This window comes from Streptomyces sp. H39-C1, assembly GCF_027158125.1.
Taxonomy (GTDB): Bacteria; Actinomycetota; Actinomycetes; order Streptomycetales; family Streptomycetaceae; genus Actinacidiphila; species Actinacidiphila fildesensis.
The window spans coordinates 12,974-26,626 of record NZ_JAPVLS010000051.1; the positions used below are offsets into that span (position 1 = coordinate 12,974).

A 13,653-nucleotide genomic window follows, 5' to 3' on the forward strand; every position below is an offset into this window, starting at 1 on the left:
ATACCAGAAATGGATGTGTTCTGCGTCACTCAGGACACGCGTGAGGCCCCGGACCTGGGGTCCGGGGCCTCACGCGGAGCCGGTACTACGCGGTGGCCGCCGCCGCGTCCGCCGCCTGGGCCTTCAGGGCGCGTTCCACACCCGAGCGGGACTCGATGACGAGCCGGCGCAGGGCCGGCACCGGGGTCGCCGAGGCGAGCCAGGCGTCGGTGGCGTCCAGGGTGTCCTGGGAGACCTGGAGGGCCGGGTAGAGACCGATCACGATCTGCTGGGCGATCTCGTGGCTGCGCGAGTCCCAGACGCCCTTGACCGCGCTGAAGTACCGCTCGGTGTAGGGCGCGAGGAGCTCACGCTGGTCGGTCTGGACGAAGCCGCCGATCGCGGACTCCTGCAGGGAGTTCGCGAGCTTGTCGTCCTCGACGACCGCGGCCCAGACCGCGGCCTTGGCGTCGGCGGTCGGACGGGCGGCGCGGGCGCCGGCCGCGTGCTCCTCGCCGGCCGAGGTCGGGTCGAGGGCGAGCTCCGCCGCGATGGCCGCCTCGTCCGCCTGACCGGTCGCCACGAGCCGGTGCAGCAGGGACCAGCGCAGCTCGGTGTCGACGGCCAGGCCGTCGATGACCTGCGTGCCGTCCAGCAGCCCGGCGAGCAGCCCGAGCTGCTCCGGGGTGCGGGCGGTCGCCGAGAAGGCGCGGGCCCACGCGAGCTGGTGGTCGCTGCCGGGGGCGGCGGCGCGCAGCTGCTCCAGCGCGGCCTCCGTCCAGCGGGCCAGGCCGGTGTCGCGCCAGGCCGGGTCCGCGTACAGGTCGAGCGCGAGCTTGAGCTGGCGGTGCAGCGACTGGACGACGCCGATGTCCGACTCCTTGGTGATGCCGGAGAGCACCAGTTCCAGGTAGTCGCGGGTGGCGAGCTCGCCGTCACGCGTCATGTCCCAGGCCGCGGACCAGATCAGGGCACGGGGGAGGGACTCGGTGAAGTCGCCGAGGTGGTCGCGGACGACGGCGAGGGACTCGTCGTCGAGGCGGACCTTGGCGTACGTCAGGTCGTCGTCGTTGAGCAGGATCACCGCGGGGCGCGCGGTGTTCTGCGGGAACGGCACCTCGGTCAGCTCGCCGTCGACGTCCAGCTCGATACGGCTGGTGCGGACCAGCTTGCCGTCCTGGAGGTCGTAGCAGCCGACGGCGATGCGGTGCGGCCGCAACACGGCCTCGCCCTTGGCGCCGGCCGGCAGTGCCGGGGCCTCCTGGCGGACCGCGAAGGACGTGATCGTGCCGTCCTCGGCGAGGGTGATCTCCGGGCGCAGGATGTTGATGCCCGCGGTCTCGAGCCACGCCTTCGACCAGCTCTTCAGGTCGCGGCCGGAGGTCTTCTCCAGCGCGCCGAGCAGGTCGGACAGCTGGGTGTTGCCCCAGGCGTGCTGCTTGAAGTACGCCTGCACGCCGGCGAAGAACTCGTCCATGCCGACGTAGGCGACGAGCTGCTTGAGCACCGAGGCGCCCTTGGCGTACGTGATGCCGTCGAAGTTGACCAGGACGTCGTCGAGGTCGTTGATCTCCGCCATGATCGGGTGGGTGGACGGCAGCTGGTCCTGCCGGTACGCCCAGGTCTTCATGGAGTTGGCGAACGTGGTCCACGACTGCGGGAACTTGCTGCCCGGCGCGTACGCCTGGCAGGCGATCGAGGTGTACGTGGCGAACGACTCGTTCAGCCAGAGGTCGTTCCACCACTCCATGGTGACCAGGTCGCCGAACCACATGTGGGCCAGCTCGTGCAGGATGGTCTCGGCGCGCGTCTCGTACGCCGCGTCCGTCACCTTGGAACGGAAGACGTACTGGTCACGGATGGTGACCGCGCCCGCGTTCTCCATCGCGCCGGCGTTGAACTCCGGTACGAAGAGCTGGTCGTACTTGGCGAACGGGTACGGGAAGTCGAACTTCTCCTCGAACCAGTCGAAGCCCTGCCGCGTGACCTCGAAGATCGCGTCCGCGTCCAGGAACTCGGCCAGCGACGGGCGGCAGTAGATCGCCAGCGGGACGCTGCGGCCCTCGCCCTCCCACGTGCTGTGCACGGCCGTGTACGGGCCGGCGATCAGCGCGGTGATGTACGAGGAGATGCGCGGCGTCGGCTCGAAGCGCCAGACGTTGTCCTTGACGTCCTCGGCCTTGGGCGTCGGGGAGTTGGAGATGACCGTCCAGCCCGCCGGGGCCTTCACCGTGAACCGGAAGGTGCCCTTGAGGTCGGGCTGCTCGAAGCTGGCGAAGACGCGGCGCGCGTCCGGCACCTCGAACTGGGTGTACAGGTATGCCTGCTTGTCGACCGGGTCGACGAAACGGTGCAGGCCCTCACCGGTGTTGGTGTAGGCGCAGTCCGCGAAGACCCGCAGCTCGTTACGGCCGGCCGGCAGCGACGGCAGGGCGATGCGCGAGTCCGCGAACACCTCCGCCGGGTCGAGCGCGGTGCCGTTCAGCACCACTTCGTGCAGGGTCGGGGCGACCAGGTCGATGAATGAGGAACCCGCCGTCGCGGCATCGAAACGCACCGTGGTCACCGAGCGGAAGGTGCCCCCGTCCTGCGCGCCGCTCAGGTCGAGGTCGATCTCGTACGCGTCCACGGTGAGAAGGCGAGCACGCTGCTGCGCCTCCTCGCGGGTGAGGTTCGTGCCAGGCACGGTAGGCCACTCCTTAATGAAGACTGACCGCCATCCTCGCACGCTGCGCGGGCCGGGATCAGGGTCTGCACCAGCTCCGGCCTCGGGTTTTCCCCACCCCCAAGACGCCGGGAACCGGCATGGTCCGGGACCCCGGGTGATCCGTAACTTCGGAAGGGTCGTCGGCAACCGAAACAGAGGACATCATGCGACTCCGGTCGAAGCACTCCAGCACCGCCCCCACGGCCCCCGCGGCGCCGCAGTACCCGCCGCGGACCAGCGGTGACACCGCGCCCGGCCGTAACGGGACGGGCTCAGGTGCCGCCGTCGAGCTGCGCTCGGTCCGCCGTACCTACGGCCGCGGCGACTCCACCGTGCACGCGCTGCGCGGCATCGACCTGGCGCTGCCGCGGGGCAGCTTCACCGCGGTGATGGGCCCCTCCGGTTCCGGCAAGAGCACCTTCCTGCAGTGCGCCGCCGGGCTCGACAAGCCGACGGCCGGCACCGTGCACCTCGGCGGCGCCGACATCACCGGTCTCAACGAGAACAAGCTCACCCAGCTGCGCCGCAGCCGCATCGGCTTCATCTTCCAGTCCTTCAACCTGTTGCCGTCGCTCACCGTGCAGCAGAACGTGCTGCTGCCGCAGCGGCTGGCCGGAGGCCGCCCCGACCGGCGGCGGGCGGCCCAGCTGCTCGCGCAGGTCGGCCTCGAAGGGTACGGAAGCCGGCGGCCCGGACAGCTGTCCGGCGGCCAGCAGCAGCGGGTGGCCATCGCCCGCGCCCTGATCACCGCGCCCGAGGTGGTGTTCGCCGACGAGCCGACCGGCGCCCTGGACACCAACACCGCCCGCGAGGTGCTGGGTCTGCTGCGGCACGCCGTGGACCGGCTCGGCGCCACCGTCGTCATGGTCACCCACGACCCGGTCGCCGCCTCCTTCGCGGACCGGGTGCTCTTCCTCGCCGACGGTTCGTTCGCCGGCCACCTGGAGCGCCCGGAGCCGACGGAGATCGCCGACCACATGGTCGCGCTGACCACCGGCGGCCGCCCGGAGCGCGTTGCGAGGGCCGCCGCGTGAACGGTCTCGCCCGCGCCTCCGTGCGCTTCCGGCCGGCGTCCTTCGCCGGCACGTTCATCGCCCTGCTCTTCGCCGCCGCCATCATGACCGCCTGCGGCACCCTGCTGCAGACCGGGATCGTGGCGCACCTCACGCCCGAGCGCTACGCCGGTGCCCCGGTGGTCGTCGCCGCCGACCAGCACGCCCGGATGACCGTCGGCCACGGCGAGGACCGCGACGAGGAGGCCGAGCCGCTGCCCGACCGGGCCCGCGTCGACGCCGGGCTCGCGGACCGTATCGCCCGTGAACCGGGCGTCGCCGCGGCCGTGCCCGACGTGGCCTTCCCCGTGCAGAGCAAGGCGCTGCCGGCGCTGACCGGCCGCGACTGGTCGGCCACCGCGATCGGCACCGCCCCGGCCGCGAAACCGCTCGCCGAGGGTCGCGCCCCGGCGGCGGGCGAGGTCGCCCTCGACGCCGCGACGGCGCACGCCGCGAAGCTCGGCACCGGCGACACCGTCACCCTCGTCACGCCCGCCGGCACCGGCGGTTACCGGATCTCCGGTCTGACGGCGGAGGGGTCGGGTTCCGCCACCGCCTGGTTCGAGGACGCGGCGGCGGGCCGGCTCGCCGGCCACCAGGGTCAGGCGGACGCCATCGCCGTCTACGCACGTACCGGTGTCAGCACCGAGCAGCTCGCCGGACAGGTCGAGCACGCCGTCGGCGGGCACGCCCTGGTGCAGACCGGGGACGACCGCGGTGAGGTCGAACACCCCGAACTCGCGGGGGGCAAGGAGATGCTGGTGGGACTGGGCGGCTCCTTCGGCGGCATCGCCGCCATGACCGCGATCTTCGTCGTCATGGGCACCGTCGCCCTCGCCATCGGCCAGCGCAGCCGGGAGATCGCCCTGCTGCGGGCGATCGGCGCGACCCCACGGCAGATCCGCCGCACCGTCGCCACCGAGGCGATGATCGTCGCCCCGCTCGCCGGCGCGGCCGGCATCCTGCCGGGACTGGCGCTCGCCCACTGGTGGTTCGGCCAGCTCGCCGACCGCGGCGCGGTGCCTGCCGGACTGGAGGTTTCCACCGGCTGGATCCCCATGGTCAGCGCGGTCGGCGCGGGCCTGCTCGGCTCGCTCGTCGCCGGTTATCTGGCCGCCCGCCGGCCCTCCAAGGCCCGGCCCAGCCAGGCGCTGGGCGAGGCGGCGGTGGAGCGGGGACGCCCCGGGCCCGTCCGTACGGTGCTCGGCGTGGCGGCCCTCGCCGGCGGCATCGTCACGGCGTCGCTCGCGGCCCACGCCACGGGGGAGGACGCGGCCAACATCGCGCTCGGCGTCGTGATGCTCTTCATGCTCAGCGTCGCGCTGCTCGGACCCGTCGTCGCCTGGCTCGCCGCCACCGTCCTCGGACTGCCGCTGCGAGCGGGGGCCGCGCCCGCTGCGCTCGCCGCCGCCAACGCCCGTGCCAACTCCCGCCGGCTGGCCTCCGCGATCACCCCGATCGTGCTGGTCATCGCCTTCTGCGGCACGTTGGTCTTCATGCAGAGCACCATCAAGCACGTCTCCGCGGAGCAGGTGCGCGACGGCGTGGTCGCCGACCAGATCGTCAGCGGCACCGGCGCGGGACTGCCGTCCACGACCGCCGCCGAGGCGGCGCGGGTGAAGGGCGTGGACGCGGCCGTCGGCGTCCTGCGCACCGGGGTCCTCTACCGCTCGGCCGGCTCCTTCATCGGCGCCTCCACGCTGGGGGTCTCCGGGAACCCGGCCGACCTGGCCAAGGTGCTCGACGTCGGCGTCAAGGAGGGCTCGCTGACCGGGCTGGCGGCGAACGACACCGTCGCGCTGAACAGCCTGCTCGCCGACACCGCCAAGGTCTCGGTCGGCGACCGTATGGAACTGCGGCTCGGCGACGGCACAACGGTGCACCCCCGGGTCGTCGCCCTCTATGAGCGCGGTCTGGGCCTCGGCGAGGTACTGATGCCGCGCGCCGCGGTCGCCGGACATGTGTCGGTCGCGTACGACAGCCAGGTGCTGGTCCGTGACATGGAGGGCGCCGACCGGGCCGCCGTCGCGAGTGCGCTGCAGCGGCTCGACGCCCCCGGCGTCGCGGTCACCGACCGGGCCGGCTACACCGCCCAGGTCGACAAGGACCTGGAGCTCAACGCCTGGGCCAACCGCGTGATGGCCGCGGTGCTCGGCGGGTTCGCCGCCGTCGCTGCCGCCAACACCCTGGTCATGACGGTCCTCGACCGGCGCCGCGAGGTCGCCCTGCTGCGGCTGGCGGGCACCACCCGCCGCCAGGTGCTCGGGATGATGCGCTGGGAGGCGCTGCTCGTCGGCACCGCGGGGCTGGTGATCGGAACGGCCATCGCCTGGGCGACGCTCAGCCCGATCGCCCGCGGGCTGACCGGCGGCGCCCCCTACGTACCGCCCACCGTGGCGGCCGCCATCGCCGGCGGTGTGCTCCTGCTGGGCCTGGCCGCCACCGGCCTGCCGGCCCGGGCGCTGCTCCGCACCCGCCCGATCGAGGCGGGCGCGGGCCGCGAGTAGCGGACGCCGGGGAACACGCCGGGGCGGGTGCTCGTGGGAGCACCCGCCCCGAGGCGGTTCTACAGCTGATCAGCCGGCGGTCAGCCGGTGACCTTCTTGATGATGACGCTGCCGGTTCCGGCGATGGTGCCGCGGGAGTTCAGCAGCTGCACCTCACCGAAGAACTGACGTCCTTCGGGGGCTGGGGACGCGGCCACGACCTGCGCGGAGAAGGACGCCGAGGCGCCGTTCGCCAGCGAGACGGTCTTGGTCTCGTCGACCTTGACCTGGCCGAGCGAGGCGGCGAAGTACACGTCCTTGTAGTTGTACTCCGTGGTGCCCGCCGGGACCGAGTAGCCGGTCACGACGACGGTGTACGTACCGGCCGCCGGGTTGGCGACGCTGACCGCTTCCTCGGAGTCGCCGTCCGCGGACGAACCGACCTTGGTGGAACCGAGGTAGACCTCGAGGTCGAGGTCGGCGCCGGTGTCCGAGGTGGAACCGATCGCCACGTCGAGCCGGGAGGCGCCGGGGCCGACGACCAGCGTCGTCTCCTTCGTCTCGCCCTGCGCGATGGTCGGGCGGGCGGTCAGCGCGGAGCCGAGGGCGCCGCCCTTCAGCTTGCCGTCAAGGGCGGCGAAGCCGTTGGTGACCTTCCAGTTGACCGCGGCGGGGGTACCGACCGTGGCCTCGTCGAGGGTCTGCACGGCCGGGTCGAAGGACACACCCAGCACCGACGCCGTGACGGCGTACGGGTTGTTCAGCAGCGGCGAGGTACGGCGCGCCTCGACCTCGATCTCCCAGACGCCCGGCAGCGGGTCGGTGTACGACCGCAGGTCCGGACGGCACTTGTTGTTCGGGTTCACGTAGTTGAGGTAGCACGACGGGGTGGACGTGTCGTCCATCGGAACGCCGTACGGGTTGATCGCGATGAACCGGGTCTGGCTGGTCGCCTGGATGCCGCCGAGGGCGATCTCCAGGGACTTGGCGCCGGCCGGCACGTTCAGGAAGTACGAGGTGGTGCTGTTGCGCTGCACCACGCCCGACTCCTTGGTGGAGAAGGCGGGCTTGGCCAGCGGCTTCGAGACCACGACGGTGGCCAGGATCTGCTGGTCGGTGCCCTTGGTGCGCTTGTCGTCCACGGTCAGGATGACGCTGTGCAGACCGGTGGTCTTCGCCTTCGCGGTGACCTTGACGGTGACCGGCACGTTCAGCGGCAGCGAGACCTCGCTGCTGCCGGCGAGCTTGAAGGTGCCGTCGTTGTTCACCAGCGCCAGCGCGTGCTTGACCGGACGGTCGGAGCCGGTGGTGCGGGTGATCGTGACGTCGTACGTCCGGGTCTGGCCGGTCTTGAGGCCGCCCTCCCGGTCGTAGATGCCGGTGCCGAAGCCCGGGGTCTTCAGGAACGCCGACAGCGCGGTGTCGACCGGAGCCTTGACGGTGTACTCGTTGGCCGAGACACCCGCCTTGATCAGGTTCCAGGCGCCGTTGATGTCGATCAGACCGGAGCCCTCTTCGTACGCCTGCGTGCCCGCGATGTGCTTCGCGGAGCTCGTCAGCGCGGTCCGCAGGGCGGCCGGGTTCAGGGCGATGTTCTTCTGCTTCGCGGCGGAGATCAGCAGTGCGCTGGCCCCCGCGGCCTGCGGGGAGGCCATCGAGGTGCCCTGCAGCATCGCGTAGCCGGGCGGCAGGCTGTAGCCGGCCTCGGCGACCGGGCTGCCGGCCTCCCAGGTCGGGACCGTGTTGATCGACGCGCCGGGCGCGGTGATGGTCGGCGTGAAGCCACCGTCCTCACGCGGGCCGCGCGAGGAGAACGGCATCATCTGGTACGCCTTGTCCACCTGCGAGCCGTAGTTGGCCGCCCAGGTGTCCTTGGAGATCGACGCACCGACGCTCAGGACCTTGTCGGCCAGGCCGGGGTCACCGATGGTGTTGGCACCCGGGCCGCTGTTGCCGGCCGAGATGACCAGCTGGACGCCGTAGGTGTCGATGAGGCGCGTGTACAGCTCGGCGCGCGCGTTGTTGGCGTCGTTCAGCGCGGGCAGGCCGCCGATGGACATGTTGACGATGTCCACGCCGTGGTTCACGACGAGGTCGATCATGCCCTCGGTGAGCGCGACGTTGGTGCAGCCGCCGCTCCAGGTGCAGGCGCGCGAGGAGACGATCTTCGCGCCGGGAGCCGCACCGCTCATCTTGCCGCCGAACAGGCCGTTCGCGGAGGTGATGCCCGCGACGTGGGTGCCGTGCTCGGACTGGACGAGGCCGATGTTGACGAAGTCGGCCTTCTTGCCGACCCAGTCGCCGCCGTACGGGTCCGTCGGGACGTCCTTGCGGATCTGGACGACGAACGGGATCGACTCTGAGATGGCGGTCGCCGGGTTGTCCGTCCCGAAGTGCGCGATCTGGAAGCCGTTCTTGTACGGCTTGAGCGCCTCGTCGTCGCTGAAGTCACCGTTGTTGTTCAGGTCGACGCGCACGGTGCCGGCGGCGGCGTCGTAGAGCACGCCCCAGACATCGGTGGTGTCGCCGTCACGGTTGAGGTCGCCCGCCATGTCGCCGCCGACCGTCGCGGCCTCGGAGAACGTGTTGAACATGTACGAACCGGCCGGCGCGGTCCAGGTGCGGCCCGCGATGGTGAAGGTGGGGCCGGAGACCGCTGCCGTCATGCGGCGCCAGGTGGCGTCGCCGTCGGTTATCGGGTCGGTCGCGGTGACCCAGTCGACGATCTTGCGCTCGCCGGTGGTGGTCTTCTGCAGCGCCGGGTGACCGAGGTCGACACCGGAGTCCAGGATGCCGATGGTCACGCCGCGGCCGTCGGCCTTGGGCTGGTTCTTGACGAAGTCCACCGCGCCGGTCTCGAAAGCGGGCTGGTACGGGTTCTTCACCGGGGTGCTCGCGCTGGGACCGGGGTAGGTCTTCGCTGCGGCCTTGCCCTTGGCCTTCGCGCCCTTGGCGGTGTCCGCCACGGGCGTCGGGTCGTCGAGCGCGATCTCCTGCTTGAGGTCGATGCCGTGGACCGAGGTCAGCTTCTGCGCCTTGGCGATCGCCGCGTCCGCCTTGGCGGTCGGGACGGTCGCCCGCACGTAGCCGAGCTTGTCGTAGGTGCTCCCCACCGAGGCACCGGAGGCACCGAGCTGGTCGACGACCTGCTTGGTGGTGCCGGGAGCGGTGGCGATCATCATCGTCACGGTCTTGTCGCCGTCGGACTTGGCCTTGGCCAGGAGCTCCGCGTCGGCAGAACCGAGCTTGTCGGTGGAAGCCTTGACCGGGGCGGAAGCGGGGCCGCCGGTCGGAGTGCCGCTGGGGGTGTTGTCGGCGAACGCGGTGGCGGACCCGGTCGCGGCCAGTGCGGCCACCAGGCCCGCGGCGAGCGCGACGCGGGCCACGCGTCTCTTGGCGCGTATGTGATCGAGAGGCATGGGCATCCTTGTTCGGAAAACGGTGCCGGTTGACCGCTAAGAGTCACGTAAGCGACCGGTGTTTGTGGAGAGTTGTCCGAGGCAGGATGTGGACATGACGTATTTCCGCCATACGCCATGACCGGCAAAGCACGCGTAAAGGAGTAAAGCGCCGGTCAACTCGGGGTCACGACCACGTAAGCGGCCGGAGTCCGGTCCGACGAAGCCATCAGCGCGGTGCGCACGACGGTCGCCTGCTGCTCGAGAGCGTCCCGCAGTTTCTTCGGGGTGAGGTGGACGACGGTGATGCCGAGTCCCTCCAGGTGCTCGCGCTTCTGCGCGTACTGCGACCACAGGGCGTCGTCGTCCTGGCGGGGTCCGCGCGCGTCGATCTCCAGCGCCACCGCGTGCTCCGGCCAGTACGCGTCCACGCCGCCCAGCGACGGCCCGCCGGGCAGCCGCAGATCGACGTGCCACACCGGGTCCGGCAGGCCGTAGCAGGTCACCATCTCGTACAGCCGGCCCTCGGCGAGCGCCCGTCCCTCCGCCAGCAGCGCGTCCACCGCGTCCACCACGTGCGGCCGGGACAGCAGCCGGGCCCGGCTCAGCTCCCGGACCACCGCGGCGGCTTCGCAGTGCCCGCCGCGCACCGCCTCGGTCAGCAGCCGCCGTACGGTTTCGGCGTCGTCGAGGTCCGCCACCGCGTCGGCGAGCGCACGCGGCACCGGGGCGCACGGCAGTCCGGTCACCTGCTGCGGCCGGGGCAGCGTGTGCGCCCGGTGGATCGCCACGTCCCCGGCGTCCCGCAGCCGCCGCTGGCGCGGCACCAGGACGTCGATCCGGTCGATCCCCAGCAGCGGCGGCACCGAGGAGAACCGGTGCAGGGCCAGCGCCGCCAGCCCGGTGACCATCGCCTCGCCGTCGCCCGGACCGCCCGTGCCGCCCGGCTCGCAGCCCGCGTACAGCAGCGCCGCCCGCAGCCGTTCGTCACTGGTGGGCGGTCCGGCGTGCAGCAGGAACACCTGCGGCAGCAGCTGCTGCCACGGGCCGCCGGGCCGGCAGCGTTCCGCCAGGGTGCTCGCGGTCACGCCGTGCTCGCGCAGCTGACGTGTCGTCAAGATCCTTTGCTGGGTGCGGGAGAGGTGGTCCAGGGGGCGCGGGGTGTGCGGTGCGTTGTGGTTCATGTCGGGTTGGTTCCGCCGCCGGACCGCCCGCTAACCGCTGTTACACAGCCGTCGACAAACCGGGACAACTCCGCACTAAAGTTCAGGCGTTCGGATGCCGATGGGCGGTTTTCACCTATTCGGATGACGATCCCGCAGCCGTGCGGTGGGCGAGCGGTCGAAGTCTGCCCATGACACGGCGGAACCCCGCCGCGTCACCGTTCGATGGGGTGACGCGGCGGGGTCCGGGATGTGCGCCGGGATGGGGGTCAGCCGTCGGTCGCCTGGGCACGCAGCGCGCGGGACAGGTCGTCGCTGGCCTCCAGGACGAGCCGGCGCAGCGCGGGCGCCGCGTCCGCGTGCGCGTCGAGCCAGGCGCCGGCCGCGTCGACGGTCTCCTGGGCGATCCGGTACCTCGGGAAGAGGCCCCGCACGATCGCCATGCCGATCTCGATCGAACGCTGCGACCAGATCCGCTCGATCACGGCGAAGTACCGGTCGGCGTAGGGCGCGAGCAGCTCCTCCTGGCCCGGCTGGTCGAACCCGGCGATGCTCGCCTCGACCAGCGCGTTCGAGAGGGTGTCGGATTCCACGACCGACGCCCACACCTGTGCCTTGACCGCGGCCGACGGCCGGGCGGCGAGGCAGCGCACCTGGTGCCGTCGCCCGGAGGCGGTGTCGTCGCGCGCCAGTTCGGCCGCGATCACGGCCTCGTCGACCTCGCCCGCGGCGGCCAGCGGCTCCAGGAACGACCAGCGCAGCTCCTGGTCGACCTCCAGACCGTCGATCTTGGCGCTGCCTTCGAGCAGCCCGCTCAGCAGCTGGAGATCGGCCGCCGACGACGCCACCGAGGCGAAGAAGCGTGCCCAGGCGAGCTGGTGCCCGCTGCCCGGCTCGGCCTGCCGCAGCTCGGTCAGCGCCCCGTCGGCCAGCGCCTTGGCGCCCTCGGCGCGCCACTTCGGCGACGCGTACTGGTGCAGCGCGGTCTGCGCCTGCTGGTGCAGCGACTGCAGCACCCCGATGTCGGACTCCTGTCCGGCGAACCGCAGCACGAGCCCGAGGTAGTCACGGGCCGGCATCAGCGCGTCCCGGGTCATGTTCCACACCGCCGACCAGGCCAGCGCCCGCGCCATGGGGTCGGACAGGTCGCCCAGGTGCTTGCGCAGGGTGTCGAGGGAGTCCGGGTCGAAGCGGATCTTGCAGTACGTCAGGTCCTCGTCGTTGACCAGGATCAGATCGGGCCGCTCGGCGCCGGCCAGCTCCGTCACGATGGTGCGGGACCCCGTGACATCGGTCTCGGCGCGGGCGTAGCGCTCCAGCGCACCGCCCGCGGCCCGCCGGTACAGGCCGACGGCGACGCGGTGCGGCCGCAGCTCGGGGTGCGACGCGGCGGCGGTCTGCAGCACGGACAGCCGGGTGATCCGGTCCTCGGCGTCGTACACGGCCTCCGGCGTCAGCGAGTTCACCCCGGCGGTCTGCAGCCAGGCGCGGGACCACTGCGCCATGTCCCGGCCCGAGGTCTCCTCCAGCACCGCCAGCAGGTCCGCCAGCGTGGTGTTCCCGTACGCGTGCCGCTTGAAGTAGCGCCTGGCCGCCTCCAGGAAGGCGTCCGAGCCGACATAGGCGACGAGCTGCTTCAGCACGGACGCGCCCTTGGCGTACGTGATGCCGTCGAAGTTGAGCTTGGCGTCCTGCAGGTCGTGGATGTCCGCGGTGACGGGGTGCGTCGAGGGCAGCTGGTCGGCCCGGTACGCCCACGCCTTGCGGCGGTTGGCGAAGGTGATCCAGCTGTCCTTGAAGCGGGTCGCCTCGGCCTGCGAGTACGCGCCCATGAAGTCGGCGAACGACTCCTTGAGCCACAGGTCGTCCCACCACTGCATGGTGACCAGGTCGCCGAACCACATGTGCGCCATCTCGTGCAGGATGACGTTGGCCCGGCCCTCGTACGCCGCCTGCGTCACCTTGCCGCGGAACACGAACTCCTCGCGGAACGTGACACAGCCCGGGTTCTCCATCGCGCCGATGTTGTACTCGGGCACGAATGCCTGGTCGTACTTCCCGAAGGGGTACGGGTAGTCGAAGGTGTCGTGGAAGAAGTCCAGGCCCTGCTTGGTGACGGTGAAGATGTCGTCCGCGTCGAAGTGCGGCGCGAGCGAGGCCCGGCACAGCGCGCCGAGCGGGATGTCCAGCACGGTGCCGTCGTCGAAGGTCCGCGAGTAGTGGTCGCGCACCAGGTGGTACGGCCCGGCGACGACAGCCGTGATGTACGTCGAGATCGGCTTGGTGGGCGCGAAGTCCCAGGTCGCCGAGGAGGGGTCGGCGTCCCGTGCGGGGCCGGCCTGAGCCTCGTTGCTCAGTACGGTCCAGTGCACGGGCGCGGTCACCGAGAAGGTGAAGGGCGCCTTGAGATCCGGCTGCTCGAAGTTGGCGAAGACCCGGCGGGCGTCGGCCGGCTCGTACTGCGTGTACAGATAAGTCTCGCCGTCCTCCGGGTCGGCGAACCGGTGCAGCCCCTCGCCGGTGCGGCTGTACGCGCACCGCGCGTCGATGGTGAGGACGTTCTCGGCTTCGAGGCCGTCCAGGGCGACCCGCGTCCCGTCGAACACGGCCGCCGGGTCCAGCTCCCGTCCGTTCAGCACCACGGACTCGACGGACGGTGCCAGCAGATCCACGAAGGTGGCCGCGCCCGGCTGCGCGGACCGGAAGCGGATCGTGGTCACCGAGCGGAACGTGTCCTCGTCGGGCCGGGTGGCCGACCGCAGGTCGAGCGCGACCTCGTATCCGTCGACCGAAAGGATCCGCGCGCGTTCGCGGGCCTCGTCGCGGGACAGGTTCTCACCGGGCACTGATGACTCCTTTGTCAGCATC

General features: G+C 71.5%; 6 protein-coding genes. 2 read left to right on the top strand and 4 right to left on the bottom strand.

Going from position 1 to position 13,653, the window contains the following annotated elements; genetic code table 11:
- Nucleotides 1-85: 85 nt before the first annotated feature.
- A complete protein-coding gene (pepN, locus tag O3W51_RS29120) occupies nt 86-2,665 on the bottom strand; it encodes an aminopeptidase N (protein WP_138357658.1) in 2,580 nt (859 codons plus the stop codon).
- 185 nt (nt 2,666-2,850) lie between these two features.
- Here pepN (O3W51_RS29120) and O3W51_RS29125 point away from each other — a divergent pair, with 185 nt between their 5' ends.
- Together O3W51_RS29125 and O3W51_RS29130 are read left to right on the top strand one after the other, a co-directional pair.
- The gene (locus tag O3W51_RS29125) at nt 2,851-3,720 is read left to right on the top strand and encodes an ABC transporter ATP-binding protein (protein WP_138357657.1); all 870 of its coding nucleotides are present in this window, start codon (nt 2,851-2,853) and stop codon (nt 3,718-3,720) included.
- Nucleotides 3,717-6,245, top strand: coding sequence for an FtsX-like permease family protein (locus tag O3W51_RS29130; RefSeq protein ID WP_269287722.1), 2,529 nt, complete (start codon nt 3,717-3,719; stop codon nt 6,243-6,245). Before O3W51_RS29125 ends, O3W51_RS29130 begins: the two co-directional genes overlap by 4 nt.
- 80 nt (nt 6,246-6,325) lie before the next feature.
- Here the strand turns inward: O3W51_RS29130 and O3W51_RS29135 are convergent, their stop codons facing one another.
- From O3W51_RS29135 to pepN (O3W51_RS29145), 3 genes are all read right to left on the bottom strand, one after another.
- Nucleotides 6,326-9,643, bottom strand: coding sequence for a S8 family serine peptidase (locus tag O3W51_RS29135; RefSeq protein WP_232484966.1), 3,318 nt, complete (start codon nt 9,641-9,643; stop codon nt 6,326-6,328).
- Nucleotides 9,644-9,798: 155 nt separating this feature from the next.
- Nucleotides 9,799-10,806 carry a hypothetical protein gene (locus tag O3W51_RS29140; protein ID WP_138357655.1) on the bottom strand — a complete coding sequence of 336 codons (1,008 nt, stop codon included), beginning with the start codon at nt 10,804-10,806 and terminating at the stop codon, nt 9,799-9,801.
- Between the two features lie 248 nt (nt 10,807-11,054).
- A complete protein-coding gene (gene pepN, locus O3W51_RS29145; protein ID WP_269287723.1) occupies nt 11,055-13,631 on the bottom strand; it encodes an aminopeptidase N in 2,577 nt (858 codons plus the stop codon).
- Nucleotides 13,632-13,653 lie beyond the last annotated feature (22 nt).

Bases quoted from the DNA above. Each gene is read 5' to 3' on its own strand.
- O3W51_RS29135 (WP_232484966.1), bottom strand. From the start codon at position 9,643: ATGCCTCTCGATCACATACGCGCCAAGAGACGCGTGGCCCGCGTCGCG.
- O3W51_RS29140 (WP_138357655.1), bottom strand. From the start codon at position 10,806: ATGAACCACAACGCACCGCACACCCCGCGCCCCCTGGACCACCTCTCC.
- O3W51_RS29125 (WP_138357657.1), top strand. From the start codon at position 2,851: ATGCGACTCCGGTCGAAGCACTCCAGCACCGCCCCCACGGCCCCCGCG.